Annotated in this window: 13 protein-coding genes and 1 pseudogene; 7 read left to right on the top strand and 7 right to left on the bottom strand. The window is 72.0% G+C overall.

Annotated elements, in window-relative coordinates; translation table 11 throughout:
• From AB0D93_RS15505 to AB0D93_RS15490, 4 genes are all read left to right on the top strand, one after another.
• The coding region (locus AB0D93_RS15505; protein ID WP_362119112.1) for an alpha-glucosidase C-terminal domain-containing protein at nt 1–372 on the top strand (372 nt) is incomplete at its 5' end.
• Nucleotides 373–459: 87 nt separating this feature from the next.
• A complete protein-coding gene (locus AB0D93_RS15500) occupies nt 460–1,842 on the top strand; it encodes a maltokinase (protein WP_362119109.1) in 1,383 nt (460 codons plus the stop codon).
• Between the two features lie 146 nt (nt 1,843–1,988).
• Nucleotides 1,989–4,208 carry a 1,4-alpha-glucan branching enzyme gene (gene glgB, locus AB0D93_RS15495; RefSeq protein ID WP_362119177.1) on the top strand — a complete coding sequence of 740 codons (2,220 nt, stop codon included), beginning with the start codon at nt 1,989–1,991 and terminating at the stop codon, nt 4,206–4,208.
• A gap of 83 nt (nt 4,209–4,291) precedes the next feature.
• On the top strand, nt 4,292–4,570 hold the full coding sequence (locus AB0D93_RS15490) for a hypothetical protein (protein WP_362119106.1): 279 nt from the start codon (nt 4,292–4,294) through the stop codon (nt 4,568–4,570).
• Here AB0D93_RS15490 and AB0D93_RS15485 read toward each other — a convergent pair.
• The 6 genes and pseudogenes from AB0D93_RS15485 to AB0D93_RS15460 form a co-directional block, all read right to left on the bottom strand.
• Nucleotides 4,570–4,800, bottom strand: a pseudogene (locus AB0D93_RS15485) (hypothetical protein); the annotation flags it as partial. The gene AB0D93_RS15490 and the pseudogene AB0D93_RS15485 overlap by 1 nt on opposite strands.
• Nucleotides 4,801–4,999: 199 nt before the next feature.
• Nucleotides 5,000–7,279, bottom strand: coding sequence for a UvrD-helicase domain-containing protein (locus AB0D93_RS15480; protein WP_362119174.1), 2,280 nt, complete (start codon nt 7,277–7,279; stop codon nt 5,000–5,002).
• 131 nt (nt 7,280–7,410) lie between these two features.
• A complete protein-coding gene (gene trxA / locus AB0D93_RS15475) occupies nt 7,411–7,743 on the bottom strand; it encodes a thioredoxin (RefSeq protein ID WP_362119103.1) in 333 nt (110 codons plus the stop codon).
• Nucleotides 7,740–8,168, bottom strand: a complete 429-nt coding sequence (locus tag AB0D93_RS15470) for a MerR family transcriptional regulator (RefSeq protein WP_362119100.1) — start codon at nt 8,166–8,168, stop codon at nt 7,740–7,742. The genes trxA and AB0D93_RS15470 overlap by 4 nt, the downstream gene beginning before the upstream one ends.
• Nucleotides 8,169–8,249: 81 nt before the next feature.
• Complete coding sequence (locus AB0D93_RS15465) at nt 8,250–9,017, bottom strand: DUF2127 domain-containing protein (protein ID WP_362119097.1); 768 nt, start codon at nt 9,015–9,017, stop codon at nt 8,250–8,252.
• Between the two features lie 190 nt (nt 9,018–9,207).
• Nucleotides 9,208–10,587, bottom strand: a complete 1,380-nt coding sequence (locus AB0D93_RS15460) for a cation:dicarboxylase symporter family transporter (protein ID WP_362119094.1) — start codon at nt 10,585–10,587, stop codon at nt 9,208–9,210.
• A 151-nt stretch (nt 10,588–10,738) separates the two neighbouring features.
• Here AB0D93_RS15460 and AB0D93_RS15455 point away from each other — a divergent pair, with 151 nt between their 5' ends.
• From AB0D93_RS15455 to AB0D93_RS15445, 3 genes are all read left to right on the top strand, one after another.
• On the top strand, nt 10,739–12,367 hold the full coding sequence (locus tag AB0D93_RS15455) for a sensor histidine kinase (RefSeq protein WP_362119091.1): 1,629 nt from the start codon (nt 10,739–10,741) through the stop codon (nt 12,365–12,367).
• Nucleotides 12,364–13,056 carry a response regulator gene (locus tag AB0D93_RS15450; RefSeq protein ID WP_362119088.1) on the top strand — a complete coding sequence of 231 codons (693 nt, stop codon included), beginning with the start codon at nt 12,364–12,366 and terminating at the stop codon, nt 13,054–13,056. The genes AB0D93_RS15455 and AB0D93_RS15450 overlap by 4 nt, the downstream gene beginning before the upstream one ends.
• A gap of 160 nt (nt 13,057–13,216) precedes the next feature.
• The gene (locus AB0D93_RS15445; RefSeq protein ID WP_362119085.1) at nt 13,217–13,906 is read left to right on the top strand and encodes a helix-turn-helix transcriptional regulator; all 690 of its coding nucleotides are present in this window, start codon (nt 13,217–13,219) and stop codon (nt 13,904–13,906) included.
• Here AB0D93_RS15445 and AB0D93_RS15440 read toward each other — a convergent pair.
• Nucleotides 13,903–14,928 (bottom strand): ATP-dependent 6-phosphofructokinase, encoded by a 1,026-nt coding sequence (locus tag AB0D93_RS15440; RefSeq protein WP_362119082.1) that lies wholly within the window; start codon nt 14,926–14,928, stop codon nt 13,903–13,905. The two genes, AB0D93_RS15445 and AB0D93_RS15440, sit on opposite strands and share 4 nt — an antisense overlap.
• Between the last annotated feature and the right edge of the window lie 27 nt (nt 14,929–14,955).

Genomic DNA, 14,955 nt, shown 5'->3' with positions numbered 1-14,955 from the left:
TACGGCTACCAGGTCACCAACGTCGAGGCGTCCATGTCCTCGCCCTCCTCGCTGCTGCACTGGACGCGGCGCATGATCGAGATCCGCAAGCAGAATCCTGCCTTCGGACTGGGGTCCTACAACGAGCTGCAGTCCACCAACCCGGCGGTGCTCGCCTTCCTGCGCGAGTACGAGGACGACCTCGTGCTCTGCGTCCACAACTTCTCCCGCTTCGCCCAGCCGACGGAGCTGGACCTGAGCCGGTTCGGCGGGCGGCACCCGGTCGAGCTGTTCGGCGGGGTCCGCTTCCCGGCGATCGGCGAGCTGCCGTACCTGCTGACCCTCGCGGGGCACGGCTTCTACTGGTTCCGGCTGCGCCGGGACGTGGCGTAGGGCCCCGTGGGTGGGGCGGTTTCCACCGTCCCACCCGGGGCACGCATCAGTAACACCCCGACGCTCCGGGGAAAGGACGTGACGCCCATGGCGGAAACGGTCACCACCCCCTCGTTCCTCGCCTCGCTCGACCCCTTGTTGCGCGAGTGGCTGCCGAGGCAGCGCTGGTTCGCCGGCAAGGGCCGCCCGGTCACCGGGTTCACCCCCGTGGCCGCCACCGAACTGCTGCCGCCCGACGGCCGGCTAGGCCTGTACCACCTGCTGCTGCGTGTCCACCAGCCGTCCGCGCCGGGCGCCGAGCCCCACCCGGGCGACTGCTACCAGCTCCTCATAGGCGTGCGCGAGGCGCTGCCGCCCCGGCTGGCGCCCGCGCTGATCGGACATGTGGAGGAAGGGCCGCTCGCCGGACGCACGGTGTACGAGGCCCTGTACGACCCCCGGCCCGCCGAGGTGCTCCTGGAGGCCCTGCGCACCCGGGCCCGCATCGGCGGGCTGCGTTTCGAGCGGGACCCGCGCCAGGACATCCGCGAGGGCCTGGTGGCACGGCTGATGACCGCCGAGCAGTCCAACTCGTCGGTGGTGTACGGCGATACGTTTATCCTGAAGCTGTTGCGCCGGGTGGTGCCCGGCGTCAACCCCGACCTGGAGATACCCCTGGCGCTGGCGCGTGAGGGCTGCCCCAGGGTGCCCGCGCCGACCGCCTGGCTGCACGCCGAGATCGACGCCGAGCCGTACGTCCTGGCGGTGCTCCAGCCCTTCGTCAGCGGGGCGAGCGACGGCTGGGAGCTGGCGCTGCGCGAGCTGGCCAAGGGCGAGGACTTCGCCGCCGAGGCGCGGGCGCTGGGCCGCGCCACCGCCGAGGTGCACACCACGCTGGCCCGCGCCCTGCCGACGGTCACCCTCGGCCATGTGCAGCTGCAGGCGCTGGCCGAAGGGATGACCGAGCGGCTGGCGGCGGCCGTGCAGGCGGTGCCCGGTCTGCGGCCCTACGCGAGCGGGCTGCGCTCGGCCTACCGGGCGCTGGCCGACCTCGCCACCGGCGGCCGCACCTGGACCGCCCAGCGGATCCACGGCGACCTGCACCTCGGCCAGTGCCTGCGCTCCCCTTCCGGGGAGTGGTCGCTGATCGACTTCGAGGGCGAGCCGGCCCGGCCGCCGGCCGAACGGCGCCTGCCGCAGCCGCCGGTGCGGGACATCGCGGGGATGCTCCGCTCCTTCGACTACGCGGCCCACTCGGCGGTCCCGCCCGACCCCGACTGGGCGGCGACCTGCCGGGCCGCGTACTGCTCCGGGTACGCGGAGGTGGCCGGCCGCGACCCGCGCGGCGAGCCGGAGCTGCTGCGGGCCTTCGAGACCGACAAGGCGGTCTACGAGACCGTCTACGAGGCCCGGCACCGCCCCGACTGGCTCCCCGTCCCGCTGTCGGCGATCCGTCGCCTCGCCGTGTCCGACCAGGAGGCTCGTCCGTGACCGCGAAGGGCAAGAAGCACAACAGGACCGAGGAGAAGAAGGTTCCGAAGCAGGAGGTGCCGAAGCAGGAGGTGCCGAAGCAGGAGGTGCCGACGCAGGAGGTGCCGACGCAGGAGGTGCCGAAGCAGGAGGTGCCGACGCAGGAGGTGCCGAAGCAGGAGGTGCCGACGCACGAGCGGCCGGCGGCCGCCGTACCTTCCGCCGACCGGGAACGGCTGCTGCACGGCACCCACCACGACCCGCACGCGGTCCTGGGCGCGCACCCGGTGCCCGGCGGCGTCGTCTTCCGGGCCCTGCGGCCGTACGCGCTGTCGGTCACGGTGGTCACCGACGAGCTGCGGGCCGAGCTGCACGACGACGGCGACGGGTTCTTCTCGGGACTGCTGCCGCTCGATGGCGTACCGGAGTACCGGCTGCTGGTGGCGTACGAGGGGAACGTCCTGGACACCGAGGACGCCTACCGTTTCCTGCCCACGCTCGGCGAGCTGGACCTGCACCTGATCGGCGAGGGCCGGCACGAGCAGCTGTGGCGGGCGCTCGGCGCGCACGTCACCACCCGGCAGGGCGTGACCGGCACGCGGTTCGCGGTGTGGGCGCCCGACGCGCGGGGCGTGCGGGTCGCGGGGACCTTCAACTTCTGGGACGGGACCGGCTTCCCGATGCGCTCGCTGGGCTCCTCCGGGGTGTGGGAGCTGTTCGTGCCGGGGGTCGGCGAGGGCGAGGCGTACAAGTTCGAGATCACCCGCCCGGACGGCTCGCGCACCCTGCGCGCCGATCCGCTGGCCCGCCGCACCGAGGCCCCGCCGGCGACCGCGTCGATCGTGCACGCCTCGCACCACGAGTGGGCCGACGCGGAGTGGATGGCGCACCGGGCCGACACCCCCGTGCACGAGGCCCCCTTCTCCGTCTACGAGGTGCACCTGCCGTCCTGGCGCCCGGGGCTGACCTACCGGCAGCTGGCCGACCAGCTTCCGGCGTACGTGACGGAGATGGGCTTCACCCACGTGGAGCTGATGCCGGTCGCCGAGCACCCCTTCGGCGGCTCCTGGGGCTACCAGGTCACCGGCTTCTACGCGCCGACGGCCCGCCTCGGCACCCCGGACGACTTCAAGTACCTGGTGGACCGGCTGCACCAGGCCGGCATCGGCGTGCTGATGGACTGGGTGCCGGCGCACTTCCCGCGCGACGACTGGGCGCTGGCCGAGTTCGACGGGCGCCCGCTGTACGAGCACCACGATCCGCTGCGCGCCGCCCATCCGGACTGGGGCACCCTGGAGTTCGACTTCGGCCGCCGCGAGGTGCGCAACTTCCTGGTGGCCAACGCCGTGTACTGGTGCGAGGAGTTCCACATCGACGGCCTGCGGGTGGACGCGGTGGCCTCCATGCTCTACCTGGACTACTCGCGCGAGGCGGGTCAGTGGACCCCGAACGAGCACGGCGGCCGGGAGAACCTGGACGCGGTGGCCTTCCTGCAGGAGATGAACGCCACGGTCTACCGGCGCTGCCCGGGCGTGGTCACGATCGCCGAGGAGTCCACGGCCTGGGACGGCGTCACCCGCCCCACCCACCACAAGGGCCCGAGCGGCTTCGGCGGTCTCGGCTTCGGCCTGAAGTGGAACATGGGCTGGATGCACGACTCGCTGGAGTACATGAGCCACGAGCCGGTGCACCGCAAGTACCACCACCACGAGATGACCTTCTCGATGGTGTACGCGTACAGCGAGAACTACGTCCTGCCCGTCTCCCACGACGAGGTCGTGCACGGCAAGCGGTCCCTGGTGTCGAAGATGCCCGGCGACTGGTGGCAGCAGCGCGCCGACCACCGCGCCTACCTCGGCTTCATGTGGGCCCACCCGGGCAAGCAACTGCTGTTCATGGGCCAGGAGTTCGCCCAGGGCGCCGAGTGGTCCGAGGCGCACGGCCCCGACTGGTGGCTGCTCGACCCGTCCTACGGCGCCGAGGCCGATCATCGGGGCGTACGGAATCTCGTACGGGACCTGAACGCGCTGTACCGGGCGACCCCGGCCCTGTGGCAGCGGGACACCGATCCGTCGGGTTTCCAGTGGATCAGCGGGGACGCGGCGGACGACAACGTCTTCGCCTTCCTGCGTCTGGACGCCGACGGCACCCCGCTCCTCGCGGTCTCCCACATGTCCCCGGTGGTCCGGCACGACTACCGGCTCGGGGTCCCCGAGGACGTGCCGGCCTGGCACGAGTCGCTGAACACGGACGCCGCGCGGTACGGCGGAGGCGATGTCACCAACCCCGACGTCATCAAACCCGAGCCCCGGGGATGGCACGGCCGCCCGGCGAGCATCCACCTGACCCTGCCCCCGCTCGCCACGGTCTGGCTCCGGCCCGCCTGACCGGGCGGCACGCGCCTGCAGTGCCCCCGGACCAACGTCGGTGCGCCACGGGGGGATTGAGGCACGTGCGACCCTGGAGGCCAGTGACCGCCCTGCGGTGTGCCGTCGCCGCCTTGCTGCTGGGCGGCTGCGGCACCCGGGTGGCCGAAGGGGCGTCCGCCACGGAGACCGGGCCGATCCCGTGGACCCTCGGCGAGCCCTCCGCGGTCACCGCCGCCCGGCTCGGCGCCGACCACCGCACGCCGACCCTCGACGCGAAGGTGCCCGGCGGCGAGCGCCCCCGCGTGCGGGATTTCAAGGCGGTGGACACCGACGCCACGTACGGCGCCGTGCCGGGGACCGTCCATGTGCAGGTCACCTAGGAGGCGGTGGTGCAGCCGGTGGCCGGCGGGTGGCAGCCGAGCCGCCCGCACCGCCGCAGCGCGGTCGGCGTGGCGCCGTCGGCGGTGAAGACCGTGTAGTCGTCGACCACCAGCTCCCGCCGGCCAAGCGGCTCGGGCAGCCGTACCCGGACCGTGGCCGTCCGCTCCCCGGTGCACCCCGACCTCCGGTCGAGGTCCGGGGAGCCGAACACCAAGAGCTCCGCCTGCACGTCCCGCCTCGGCGACCGCTACTTCTTCCGCGCGAAGCGCTCCGGCTGGGAGCCGTTCTTCGGGAGCGCGGCCGGGGGCTGCACGGCGGTGCAGCGCAGGGACCCGGGGCTTCCCGGCCGAGCTGTGCGCGTCGCTGGAGCCCCTGGCCTCCTCGCTGCACCCGAGCCACCCGCCGCCCGTCGCCCGGCGCCGGCCCCGCTACGTCCCCGTGACGCCCGCGGCCAGCGCCTTGGGCAGCCCGTGGGTGTACAGGACCCCGAGCCGTTGCGTGGCCCGGGTCAGGGCGACGTACAGGTCGCTCGTGCCGTAGTCGCCCGGCTCGACCACCAGGACCGAGTCGAATTCGAGGCCCTTGGCCTGGCGCGGGTCGAGCAGGACGACCGTGCGGGTCAGATCGGGCTCGGCGCCCGCCGTGACGCCGTCCAGCCGGGTGGCCAGGGAGCGATGCAGCGCGCGCGGGGCGATGACCGCGAGGCGGCCCTCGTCCGGGGTGAGTTCGGCGACGGCCTTGGCCACGGCCTCGGGCAGGTCGCCGTCGGCCCGCCGCACCCAGGGCCGTACCCCGGTGGCGCGGACCGAGCTCGGCGGCTCGAAGTCCGGGTTCTCGGCGCGGACCACGGCCGCGGCCAGCTCCATGATCTCGGCCGGGGTGCGGTAGTTGACGCCCAGGCGGGTGTGCTCCCAGCGGTCCTCGACATAGGGCGCGAGGATGTCCGCCCAGGAGCCGACGCCGGCCGCCTCGGCGGTCTGGGCCGGGTCGCCGACCAGGGTCATCGAGCGGGTCGGGCTGCGCCGCATCAGCAGCCGCCAGGCCATCGGCGACAGCTCCTGCGCCTCGTCGACGATGATGTGGCCGAACGCCCAGGTGCGGTCGGCCGCCGCCCGCTCGGCGGCGCTGCGGTGGTCCGCCTCCTCCTGCCGCTCGGCGAAACGCTCGGCGTCGATGATGTCGTGCGCGGACAGCACCTCGGAATCGTCGTCGTCCTTGTCCTCGAACTCGTACGTCCGGGAGGCGTACGACACGTCCAGGACGCCCTGCGCGTAGGCGATCTGCGTCTCGCGCTCGCGTTCCGCACGGGCCCGGGCCAACCGGTCGTCCTCACCGAGGAGTTCGGCCGCCTCGTCCAGCAGCGGGACGTCGGCGACGGTCCAGGCGCGCGTCACCGGGCGCCGGACGGCGGCCGCGTCCTCGTCGCTCAGGTATCCGCCCGGTTCGGCGAGGAAGTCGGCGAGGAGCCGCTGCGGGGTGAGCCGGGGCCACAGCTGGTCGACGGCGGCCCACACCTCGGGGTTCTCGGCGATCTCGTCGCGGATCTGGGTGATGTCGGAGGGGTCGAGCAGGCTGCTGCCGTCGTACGGGTCGGTGCCCACGCGTTCGGCGTACAGCTCGGTGAGGGTGTTGAGGATGTGGCCCTCGAAGTGCTCGCGGGCGGCGTTGTGCGGCAGCTTGGCGGCGCGGGTGCGCTCGCGGGCGACGGAGACCAGGCCGTCGTCGAGCATCAGGACCTCGCGGTCGTGCTCGATCGCGATGACCGGGTCGGGCAGGGCCTGCCGGTCGCGGACGACGGCGGCGAGCACGTCGGCCATGTCGGCGCGGCCCTTCACGGCGGCCGCCTCGGGCGTGTCGGTGGCGGTCGCCTTCACGCCGGGGAACAGCTCGCCGACCGTGGCCAGCAGCACGCCGGTCTCGCCGAGGGAGGGCAGCACCTCGCCGATGTAGCCGAGGAAGGCCGGATTGGGGCCGACGATCAGCACGGCCCGGCGGGCCAGCAGTTCGCGGTACTCGTAGAGCAGGTAGGCGGCGCGGTGCAGCGCGACCGCCGTCTTGCCGGTGCCGGGGCCGCCCTCGACCACCAGCACCCCGCGGTACGGTGCCCGGATGATCTCGTCCTGCTCGGCCTGGATGGTCTGCACGATGTCGCTCATGCGGCCGGTGCGCGCGCTGTTGAGCGCGGCCAGCAGCACGTCGTCGCCGCTGTGGTCCTCGTAGCCGGTGCGGGTGGCGTCGCCGAGGTCGAGGATCTCGTCGTGCAGGGAGGTCACGGTCCGGCCCTCGGTGGCGATGTGCCGGCGGCGGCGCAGGCCCATCGGGGTGTGACCGGTGGCCAGGTAGAAGGGGCGTGCGACGTGGGCCCGCCAGTCGATGAGGACCGGGGTGCGCTCGGCGTCGTCCTCGCGCAGTCCGATCCGGCCGATGTGGTGGGCGGCGCCGTCGGCCAGGTCGATCCGGCCGAAGCAGAGCGAGCCGTCGACGGCGTTCAGCGCGGCGAGCAGCCCCGAGCGTTCGGCGACCAGGATGTCCCGCTCCAGCCGGGCCTGCATGGGCTTGTCGCCCTGGGCGAGCGCGTCCGCGACCGAGGACTCGGCGGCGCCGCGCAGGACGTCCACGCGCGCGTACAGTCCGTCGATGAATTCCTGCTCGTGGCGCAATTCATCGTCCGGAAATTCGGTGTTTGACAATTCCGCTCCCGCCCGGATATACTGTGCTCGTTGAACTTCACCGCGACCCTTTTCGAAACATCCGAATGGAAGTCGCGAACCATTGAATATACGCACAGAAATCCCCCGAGCGCAATTGCTCAGGGGATTTTTTCGTGGGCGGCCGCGCTTTACAGTACGTCGGCCAGTTCTTCCAGGAGGCGCCGCTTGGGCCGCGCCCCCACCATCGACCGCACCGGCTCACCGTTGCGGAACACCATCAGGGTCGGCGTCGACAGGACCCCGTAGGCGATGGTCGTCCGCGGATTGCGGTCCACGTCGAGCTGTACGATCTTCAGCCGGTCGCCCTCCTCGAAGGCGATGTCCTTCAGCACCGGCGCGAGCTGCCGGCACGGCCCGCACCAGTCGGCCGTGAACTCCACCAGCACCGGCAGGTCCGAGCCCTTCACCTCCGTGTCGAAATCCGCGTCCGTCACCTCGGCCAGTCCGCTCACCAAGCTCATCGCGCAAGCCCTCCCAGTTCGCATGCGGGCTCCGGGCCCCCCGGAACCAGCGCCTCGGCGGCCAGCTCGTCACGGGCCAGCTCGGCCCGCCGCAGCTGCCCGGCGACGGTCTCCCGCACCGCCTTGAGCTGCCCGATGAGCGCGTCCAGCTCGTCCAGCTTGCGCCGGTAGACCTGGAGCGAGGCCGGGCAGGAGTCGCCCTCCGGGTGGCCGGCGCGCAGACACTCCACGAAGGGCCGCGTCTCCTCCAGCTCGAACCCGAAGTCCTGCAGCGTCCGGATCTGCTCCAGCAGCCTCAGGTCGTCCTCGTCGTACCAGCGGTGTCCGTTGCCGTCACGCCGGGCCGGCAGCAGCCCGCGTGCCTCGTAGTAGCGCAGGGTGCGGGTGGTGGTCCCGGCCCGTGCGGCCAGCTCGCCGATTCGCATGCCTACGACCGTAGGTGTTGACGTGGGCGTCAAGGCAAGGCCGGCCGCCGGGGGCGGCCGGGCCGGGCAGCGGGGACGGCGTCAGCCGACGGCGACCCCCGCCGACTCCTCCACCTCCAGCAGGGACGCGCTGTGCCGCTCCTCCTCGAACTTGCGGCGGCCGCCGCGCAGGCCGAACAGGCGCTTGGCCAGGGCGATGTAGAGGACCGCCAGGATGTTGAGGACGAGGGTGACGATCTTCAGATAGCTGACCTTCTCGGAGAGTTCGTAGATCTCCAGCGGCAGGAAGGCGGCGGTCGCGACGACCGTCAGGTACTCCGCCCAGCGCTTGGCGTACCAGAGGCCGACCGCCTCCACCAGCTCGATCAGCGCGTAGGCGAGCAGCAGGGCGGCGACCAGCAGCAGCGTGGAGTGCTTGTAGCCGAACGCCTTCTGGATGGAGCCGACGACCGGCGAGTGGTCGAGGTCGTAGTGGAAGTGCCGGAAGACCGGGCGGAAGACGTCCAGGTTCTCGTTGAAGAGCCGGCGCACGGCGTCCTGGCTGTTGCTGAACTTCCACACCGCGACCGCGACGAGCACGATGAACACCCCTCGCACGGCCCGCTCGACGGCGAGGAAGCGCAGGATGAACAGGTCCCGCAGCACCTTGCCGCGCGGCACCAGCGGCGCGTCGTCGGCCGGTCCGGAGCCGTGCGGCTCACCCAGCACGAAGTCGCCGCAGCGCAGACAGCGCCACACCTCTCCGAGGGCCGTCTCGGCGTGCAGCCGCAGGCGCAGCCGGGGGTCGTCGGGCGCGTAGGTCACGTGCCCCTTGCGCGCGCAGGTCCGCCGGTCCCAGTCGATCTTCATTCCCCCGGTGCCTCCATACTCGTACTGACTCACACGTACTGACGCCACAGACGAACGTGCCGTTCCGGATGATCCGGATCGGCACGGTAGTGGATGGAGGCGGGAAACGGGCGCCCGCCCGACTTGTCCACCGGTTCCGGACGCCCGGCCCGGGTTCAGGCGGGGCCGGACGTCCGGGGGTTCCGGTGGATCAGGCCTTGGCCAGCTCCTCTTCCCTGGGCTCGGGAAGCCCGGCGACCGTCCCCTGGCCCTCGTCCAGCAGCGTGGCCTCGTCGAACGGCAGCTCGCCCGACAGGACCCGCTCCACCCGGGCCATGTCGATCTCCTTGGTCCAGGAGCCGATCAGCACCGTGGCCACCGCGTTGCCCGCGAAGTTCGTCAGCGCGCGGGCCTCGCTCATGAAGCGGTCGATGCCGACGATGAGGCCGACGCCGTCGACCAGGGCCGGCCGGTGCGACTGGAGTGCGCCGGCCAGGGTGGCGAGACCGGCACCGGAGACGCCCGCGGCGCCCTTGGACGCGACCATCATGAACAGCAGCAGGGTGATCTGCTCGCCCAGGTGCAGCGGCTGGCCCAGGGCGTCGGCGATGAACAGGGACGCCATGGTCAGGTAGATCATGGTGCCGTCGAGGTTGAAGGAGTAGCCGGTCGGCACGGTGATGCCGACGACCGGGCGGCTCACACCAAGGTGCTCCATCTTGGCGATCAGGCGCGGCAGGGCGGTGTCGGACGACGAGGTCGACAGGATGAGCAGGAACTCGCGGCCGAGGTAGCGCAGCAGCTTCAGGATGTTGACCTTGGCGACGAACCACAGCACCGGGCCGAGGATCAGGCCGACGAAGAGCACACAGGTGATGTAGAAGGCCAGCATGATCGAGCCGAGGGCCTTCAGCGCCTCGACGCCGGTCTCGCCGACGACCGCCGCGATGGCACCGAACGCGCCCACCGGCGCCGCCCACATGATCATCGACAGGACCCGGAAGACCAGCTTCTGGATGTGCCCGATGCCCCGCAGGACCGGCTCCCCGGACGTGCCCATCGCCTGCACCGCGAAGCCGACCAGCAGCGCCACGAGCAGCGTCTGCAGCACGACGCCACCCGTGAAGGCGGAGACGAACGTGGTCGGGATGATGCTCATCAGGAAGTCGACGAGGCCCTCGCTGCCGCTCGCGGCCTGGGTGTGGCCGGCCTGCTTGGCCGCCTCGGTGAGGTGCATGCCCGCACCCGGGTGGAGGACGTTGCCGACCACCAGGCCGATGGCGAGCGCCACGAACGACATGCCGATGAAGTACGTGAGCGCGAGCCCGCCCAGCTTGCCGACCTTCGCGGCGCTGCGGATCGACCCGACTCCGGTGACGATGGTGCAGAAGATGACCGGCGTGATCATCATCTTGATCAAGTTCACGAAGCCCGTGCCGAGCGGCTTGAGCTCCTTGGCGAAGTCCGGCGCGGCGAACCCGACGGCGATACCGAGGGCAACCGCGACGATCACCGCGATGTAGAGGAGATGGGTGCGGTCCCGCTTCACGCGGGGTACGGCGGGTGCCGTATCGGGGGTGCTGGCGGCCACGGGTGCCCTCCTTGACGTCTTCGTCGGCATCACCGGCGTGCGGCTCACGTCCGGGGGTTGTGGGGGATGCGGTGACTATCTCCCGGCCTGTGAGGGCGGTCACCCTTCCGTTCATTTAGTTCACGCTGAACCGGGGAGGCACACTGCTGACATGCGCCTTCCGCCCCTCCCCCGCCCGCGCAGCCTGGCAGGCCAGCTGTTCGCCATGCAGGCCGTGCTGATAGCGGTGGTCGTGGCCGGTTACGCGCTGTTCACCTATGTCAGCGACAGGAACCAGGCCGAGGACGCGGCCGCCCGGCAGGCCACCGCGGTGGCCCGCTCCATCGCCGACTCCCCCTCGGTCCGCGCGGCCATCGGGACCAGCGACCCGTCCGCACTCCTGCAGCCGTACGCCCTCCAGGTCATGCGGGACGCGAACGTCGACTTCGTCACGATCATGACCCCGTCCGGGATCCGCTGGACCCACCCCGACCCGAAACAGATCGGTAAACCGTTCCTCGGCACGATCGCCCCCGCCCAGCACGGCCACAGCTTCACCGAGACCTACACCGGCACGCTCGGCGCGTCCGTCCGCGCCGTGACCCCGGTGAACGACCACGGCCGCATCGTCGGCCTGGTGAGCGCCGGCATCAAGGTGGAGACGATCAGCGAGCGGGTCCAGAACCAGGTCACGGCCCTGCTCGGCGTCGCCGGTGCGACCCTGCTGCTAGGCGCGGTCGGCACCTACGTCATCAACGCCCGGCTGCGCCGCCACACCCACGGCATGAACGCCACCGAGCTGAGCCGGATGCACGACTACCACCAGGCGGCGCTGCACGCGGTCCGCGAGGGGCTGCTGATGCTGGACGGGCAGTACAGGGTGGCGCTGATCAACGACGGCGGGCGTGAGTTGCTCGGCGTCGGCACCGAGGAGGAGGTGATCGGCCGCTCCGTCGCCGATCTGGGCCTGCCGGCCCCGCTGACCGGCGCGCTGCTGTCCTCGGAACCCCGGGTGGACGAGGTGCATCCGACGGCGTCCCGGGTGCTGGTGGTGAACACCTCCCCGGTGTCCGGCGGAGAGCGCCGCGGCACGGTGGTCACCCTCCGCGATGTGACCGAACTGCAGTCACTGATGGGCGAGTTGGACTCGGAGCGGGGCTTCACCCAGGCCCTGCGCTCGCAGGCGCACGAGGCGGCGAACCGGCTGCACACGGTGGTGTCGCTGATCGAACTGGGCCGGGCCGGGGAGGCGGTGGAGTTCGCCACGGCGGAACTGGAGTTGGCCCAGGCCCTGACCGACCAGGTGGTCGCGGCGGTCGGCGAACCGGTGCTCGCGGCCCTGCTGCTGGGCAAGACGGCCCAGGCCAACGAGCGGGGTGTGGAACTGGTGGTGTCCCCGGACAGCCGCCTCGACGACGGCCTGCTCGCGGACGACCTGCCCGCGCGGGACCTCGTCACCATCCTCGGCAACCTGATCGACAACGCGGTCGACGCGGCGCAGGGCAGCGTCCGGGCACGGGTGACCGTGACGGCGTACGCCTCGGACACCGCGGTGGTGCTGCGGGTGTCCGACACCGGCCCCGGTGTCGACCCGGACCACGCCGACCTGGTATTCCAACGGGGGTTCTCGACGAAGCCGGCCGGTCCCGGCGGCCGGGGCCTCGGACTGGCCCTGGTCCGGCAGGCGGTGAACCGTCACGAGGGCACGTTGACGGTGGCGGAGTCCGACGAGGACGGCGAGGGGGGAGCGGTATTCGAGGTCCGGTTGCCGCTGCCCGCACCCACGGGTGGCGGCAGATGACGAACGAGCAGCGGCCCATCCGCGTCCTGGTGGTCGAGGACGACCCCGTGGCCGCCGACGCGCATGTCATGTATGTCGGCCGGGTGCCGGGGTTCGTCGCGGTCGGCAAGGCACACACGGGCGCGGAGGCGCGCCGTTTCCTGGACCGCGCACCCGTGGACCTGCTGCTGCTGGACCTGCACCTGCCGGACGTGCACGGGCTGCAGCTGGCCCGCTCGCTGCGCGCGGCGGGGCATCACGCGGACGTGATAGCGGTGACGTCGGCGCGGGACCTGGCGGTGGTGCGGGAGGGCGTCTCGCTGGGGGTCGTCCAGTACGTGCTGAAACCGTTCACCTTCGCGACGCTGAGGGACCGCCTTGTGCGCTACGCCGAGTTCCGTGCGGCGGCCGGCGAGGCGAGCGGCCAGGACGAGGTGGACCGCGCGCTGGCGGCCCTGCGCGCGCCGACGCCGGCCGCGCTGCCGAAGGGGCTGAGCGGGCCGACGCTGGAGCGGGTGACGGGCGCCCTGCGTGAGGCGGCGGAAGGCCTCACGGCGGCGGCGCTGGCCGAGACGGTGGGCATCTCCCGGATCACCGCCCGGCGGTACCTGGAGCACCTGGTGGAGGCCGGTCGGGCCGGGCGGGAGCCGGTGTACGGACAGGTGGGCAGACCGGAGTTGGTCTACCGGTGGGTTCCGCAGGGGCGGTAGACACCGGACACGGCCAGGACTGCGGGGTGGTCAAGGGGTGAGCCGGAAGGGTATTCCGTCCGTTACATACCGAACGGCCGGAACTGTACGTTCCGACAATCCGTGATCCTGGCCGAACAGACCGTAGCCATCCCGTCACGGTGGCCCTAGCTTGTGCGAGGTGCGCCAACCCTCAGCTCCTCCCTTCAACGCCCCGGCGGCCCGCCGGCTGCGGGCCGCGCTCGGCATGGGACCCGAGCACGTCGCCTACGGCATGCGGGCCTCGTACGGGCTGCCCCATGTCACACCCGATCTGGTGGTCGCCTGGGAACGCGGCTCCGTCGCCCCCAGCCACCCCGAACTCACCGCCCTGGCCGGTGTGCTGTGGTGTTCCCCGGGTGAACTCCTCGGCCGGCCGCAGACCCTGCGCGAGCACCGCATCGCCCGTGCCGTCGCGCCCGAGGACGTCGCCCGCGCCGTCGACATGGACCTGCGCAGTTATCTGCGCATGGAGGAGAACGGGCAGTGGCGGGGCAACGAGCGCCAGTCGGCCGCGCTCGCCCAGGTGCTGGACCTCGCGCTGCCCGACTTCGTCGCCGTCACCGGCCGCGAGGCGAAACTCGCCGACCTGCTGCACAGCGCGGTGACCACCCGCTGGCAGGCCTATGTGCGGCCGGTGCGCAAGCTGGCGCCCCTGGGCACGGGCGTCGTCGAGGAAGTGCTGCAGCAGCTCTACGAGGACTACCAGGGGCACATGGCCTCCACCCTGAGCTGGGGCGGAGGCAGCACGAGCGCCAGCGAGTCCGGGCGGGAGTTCCTGGACCGGATCGTGGCCAACTTCTGGAAGAGCGTGGAGGACCGGGCGGCCTAGAAGACCGACTCGGCCTCGTCCATCCGGTCCTTGGGCACCGTCTTGAGCTCGGTGACCGCCTCCGCGAGCGGCACCATCCGGATGTCGGTGCCGCGCAGCGCGGTCATCTTGCCGAACTCGCCGCGGTGGGCGGCCTCGACGGCGTGCCAGCCGAAGCGGGTGGCGAGGACACGGTCGTAGGCGGTGGGTACGCCGCCGCGCTGGACGTGGCCGAGGATGACCGGCTTGGCCTCCTTGCCGAGGCGCCGCTCCAGCTCGTACGCGAGCGCCGTGCCGATGCCCTGGAAGCGCTCGTGGCCGTACTGGTCGATCGCGCCCTTGCCGTAGTCCATGGTGCCCTCGGAGGGGTGGGCGCCCTCGGCGACGCAGATGACGGCGAACTTCTTGCCGCGGGCGAAGCGCTCCTCGACCATCTTCACCAGGTGGGCGGGGTCGAAGGGCCGCTCGGGCAGGCAGATGCCGTGGGCGCCGGCGGCCATGCCGGACTCCAGGGCGATCCAGCCGGCGTGCCGGCCCATGACCTCGACGACCATCACCCGCTGGTGGGACTCGGCGGTCGTCTTCAGGCGGTCCATCGCCTCGGTGGCGACGCCGACCGCCGTGTCGAAGCCGAAGGTGCGGTCGGTGGAGGAGATGTCGTTGTCGATGGTCTTGGGCACGCCGACGACCGGCAGACCCGCATCGGAGAGCATGCGGGCCGCGGTCAGCGTGCCCTCGCCGCCGATCGGGATCAGCGCGTCGATGCCGAACTCCTCGACCATGTCGGCGGCCCCCTCGCAGGCCTCGCGCAGCCGGTCGCGCTCCAGCCGGGAGGAGCCGAGGATGGTGCCGCCGCGGGCCAGGATGCCGCTGACCCCGTCCAGGTCCAAGGTGCGGTAGTGCCGGTCGAGCAGACCCCGGTAGCCGTCCTCGAAGCCGATGACCTCGTCGCCGTACTGCGCCACCGCCCGGTGCACGACCGAACGGATCACGGCGTTCAGGCCGGGGCAGTCGCCGCCTGCGGTGAGAACTCCGATGCGCATCGTGCTGTGTCTCCTGCTCGCTGTCGG

The sequence above is a fragment of the Streptomyces sp. NPDC048191 genome (assembly GCF_040652655.1).
Lineage (GTDB): Bacteria > Actinomycetota > Actinomycetes > Streptomycetales > Streptomycetaceae > Streptomyces.
The sequence above is the reverse complement of the archived record's forward strand: the minus strand, read 5'-3'. Positions and strand labels throughout refer to the sequence as shown.

Coding starts and splice junctions, on each gene's coding strand:
- trxA (WP_362119103.1), bottom strand. CDS start 7,743: ATGAGCTTGGTGAGCGGACTGGCCGAGGTGACGGACGCGGATTTCGAC.
- AB0D93_RS15455 (WP_362119091.1), top strand. CDS start 10,739: ATGCGCCTTCCGCCCCTCCCCCGCCCGCGCAGCCTGGCAGGCCAGCTG.
- AB0D93_RS15440 (WP_362119082.1), bottom strand. CDS start 14,928: ATGCGCATCGGAGTTCTCACCGCAGGCGGCGACTGCCCCGGCCTGAAC.
- AB0D93_RS15500 (WP_362119109.1), top strand. CDS start 460: ATGGCGGAAACGGTCACCACCCCCTCGTTCCTCGCCTCGCTCGACCCC.
- AB0D93_RS15465 (WP_362119097.1), bottom strand. CDS start 9,017: ATGAAGATCGACTGGGACCGGCGGACCTGCGCGCGCAAGGGGCACGTG.
- AB0D93_RS15470 (WP_362119100.1), bottom strand. CDS start 8,168: ATGCGAATCGGCGAGCTGGCCGCACGGGCCGGGACCACCACCCGCACC.
- AB0D93_RS15450 (WP_362119088.1), top strand. CDS start 12,364: ATGACGAACGAGCAGCGGCCCATCCGCGTCCTGGTGGTCGAGGACGAC.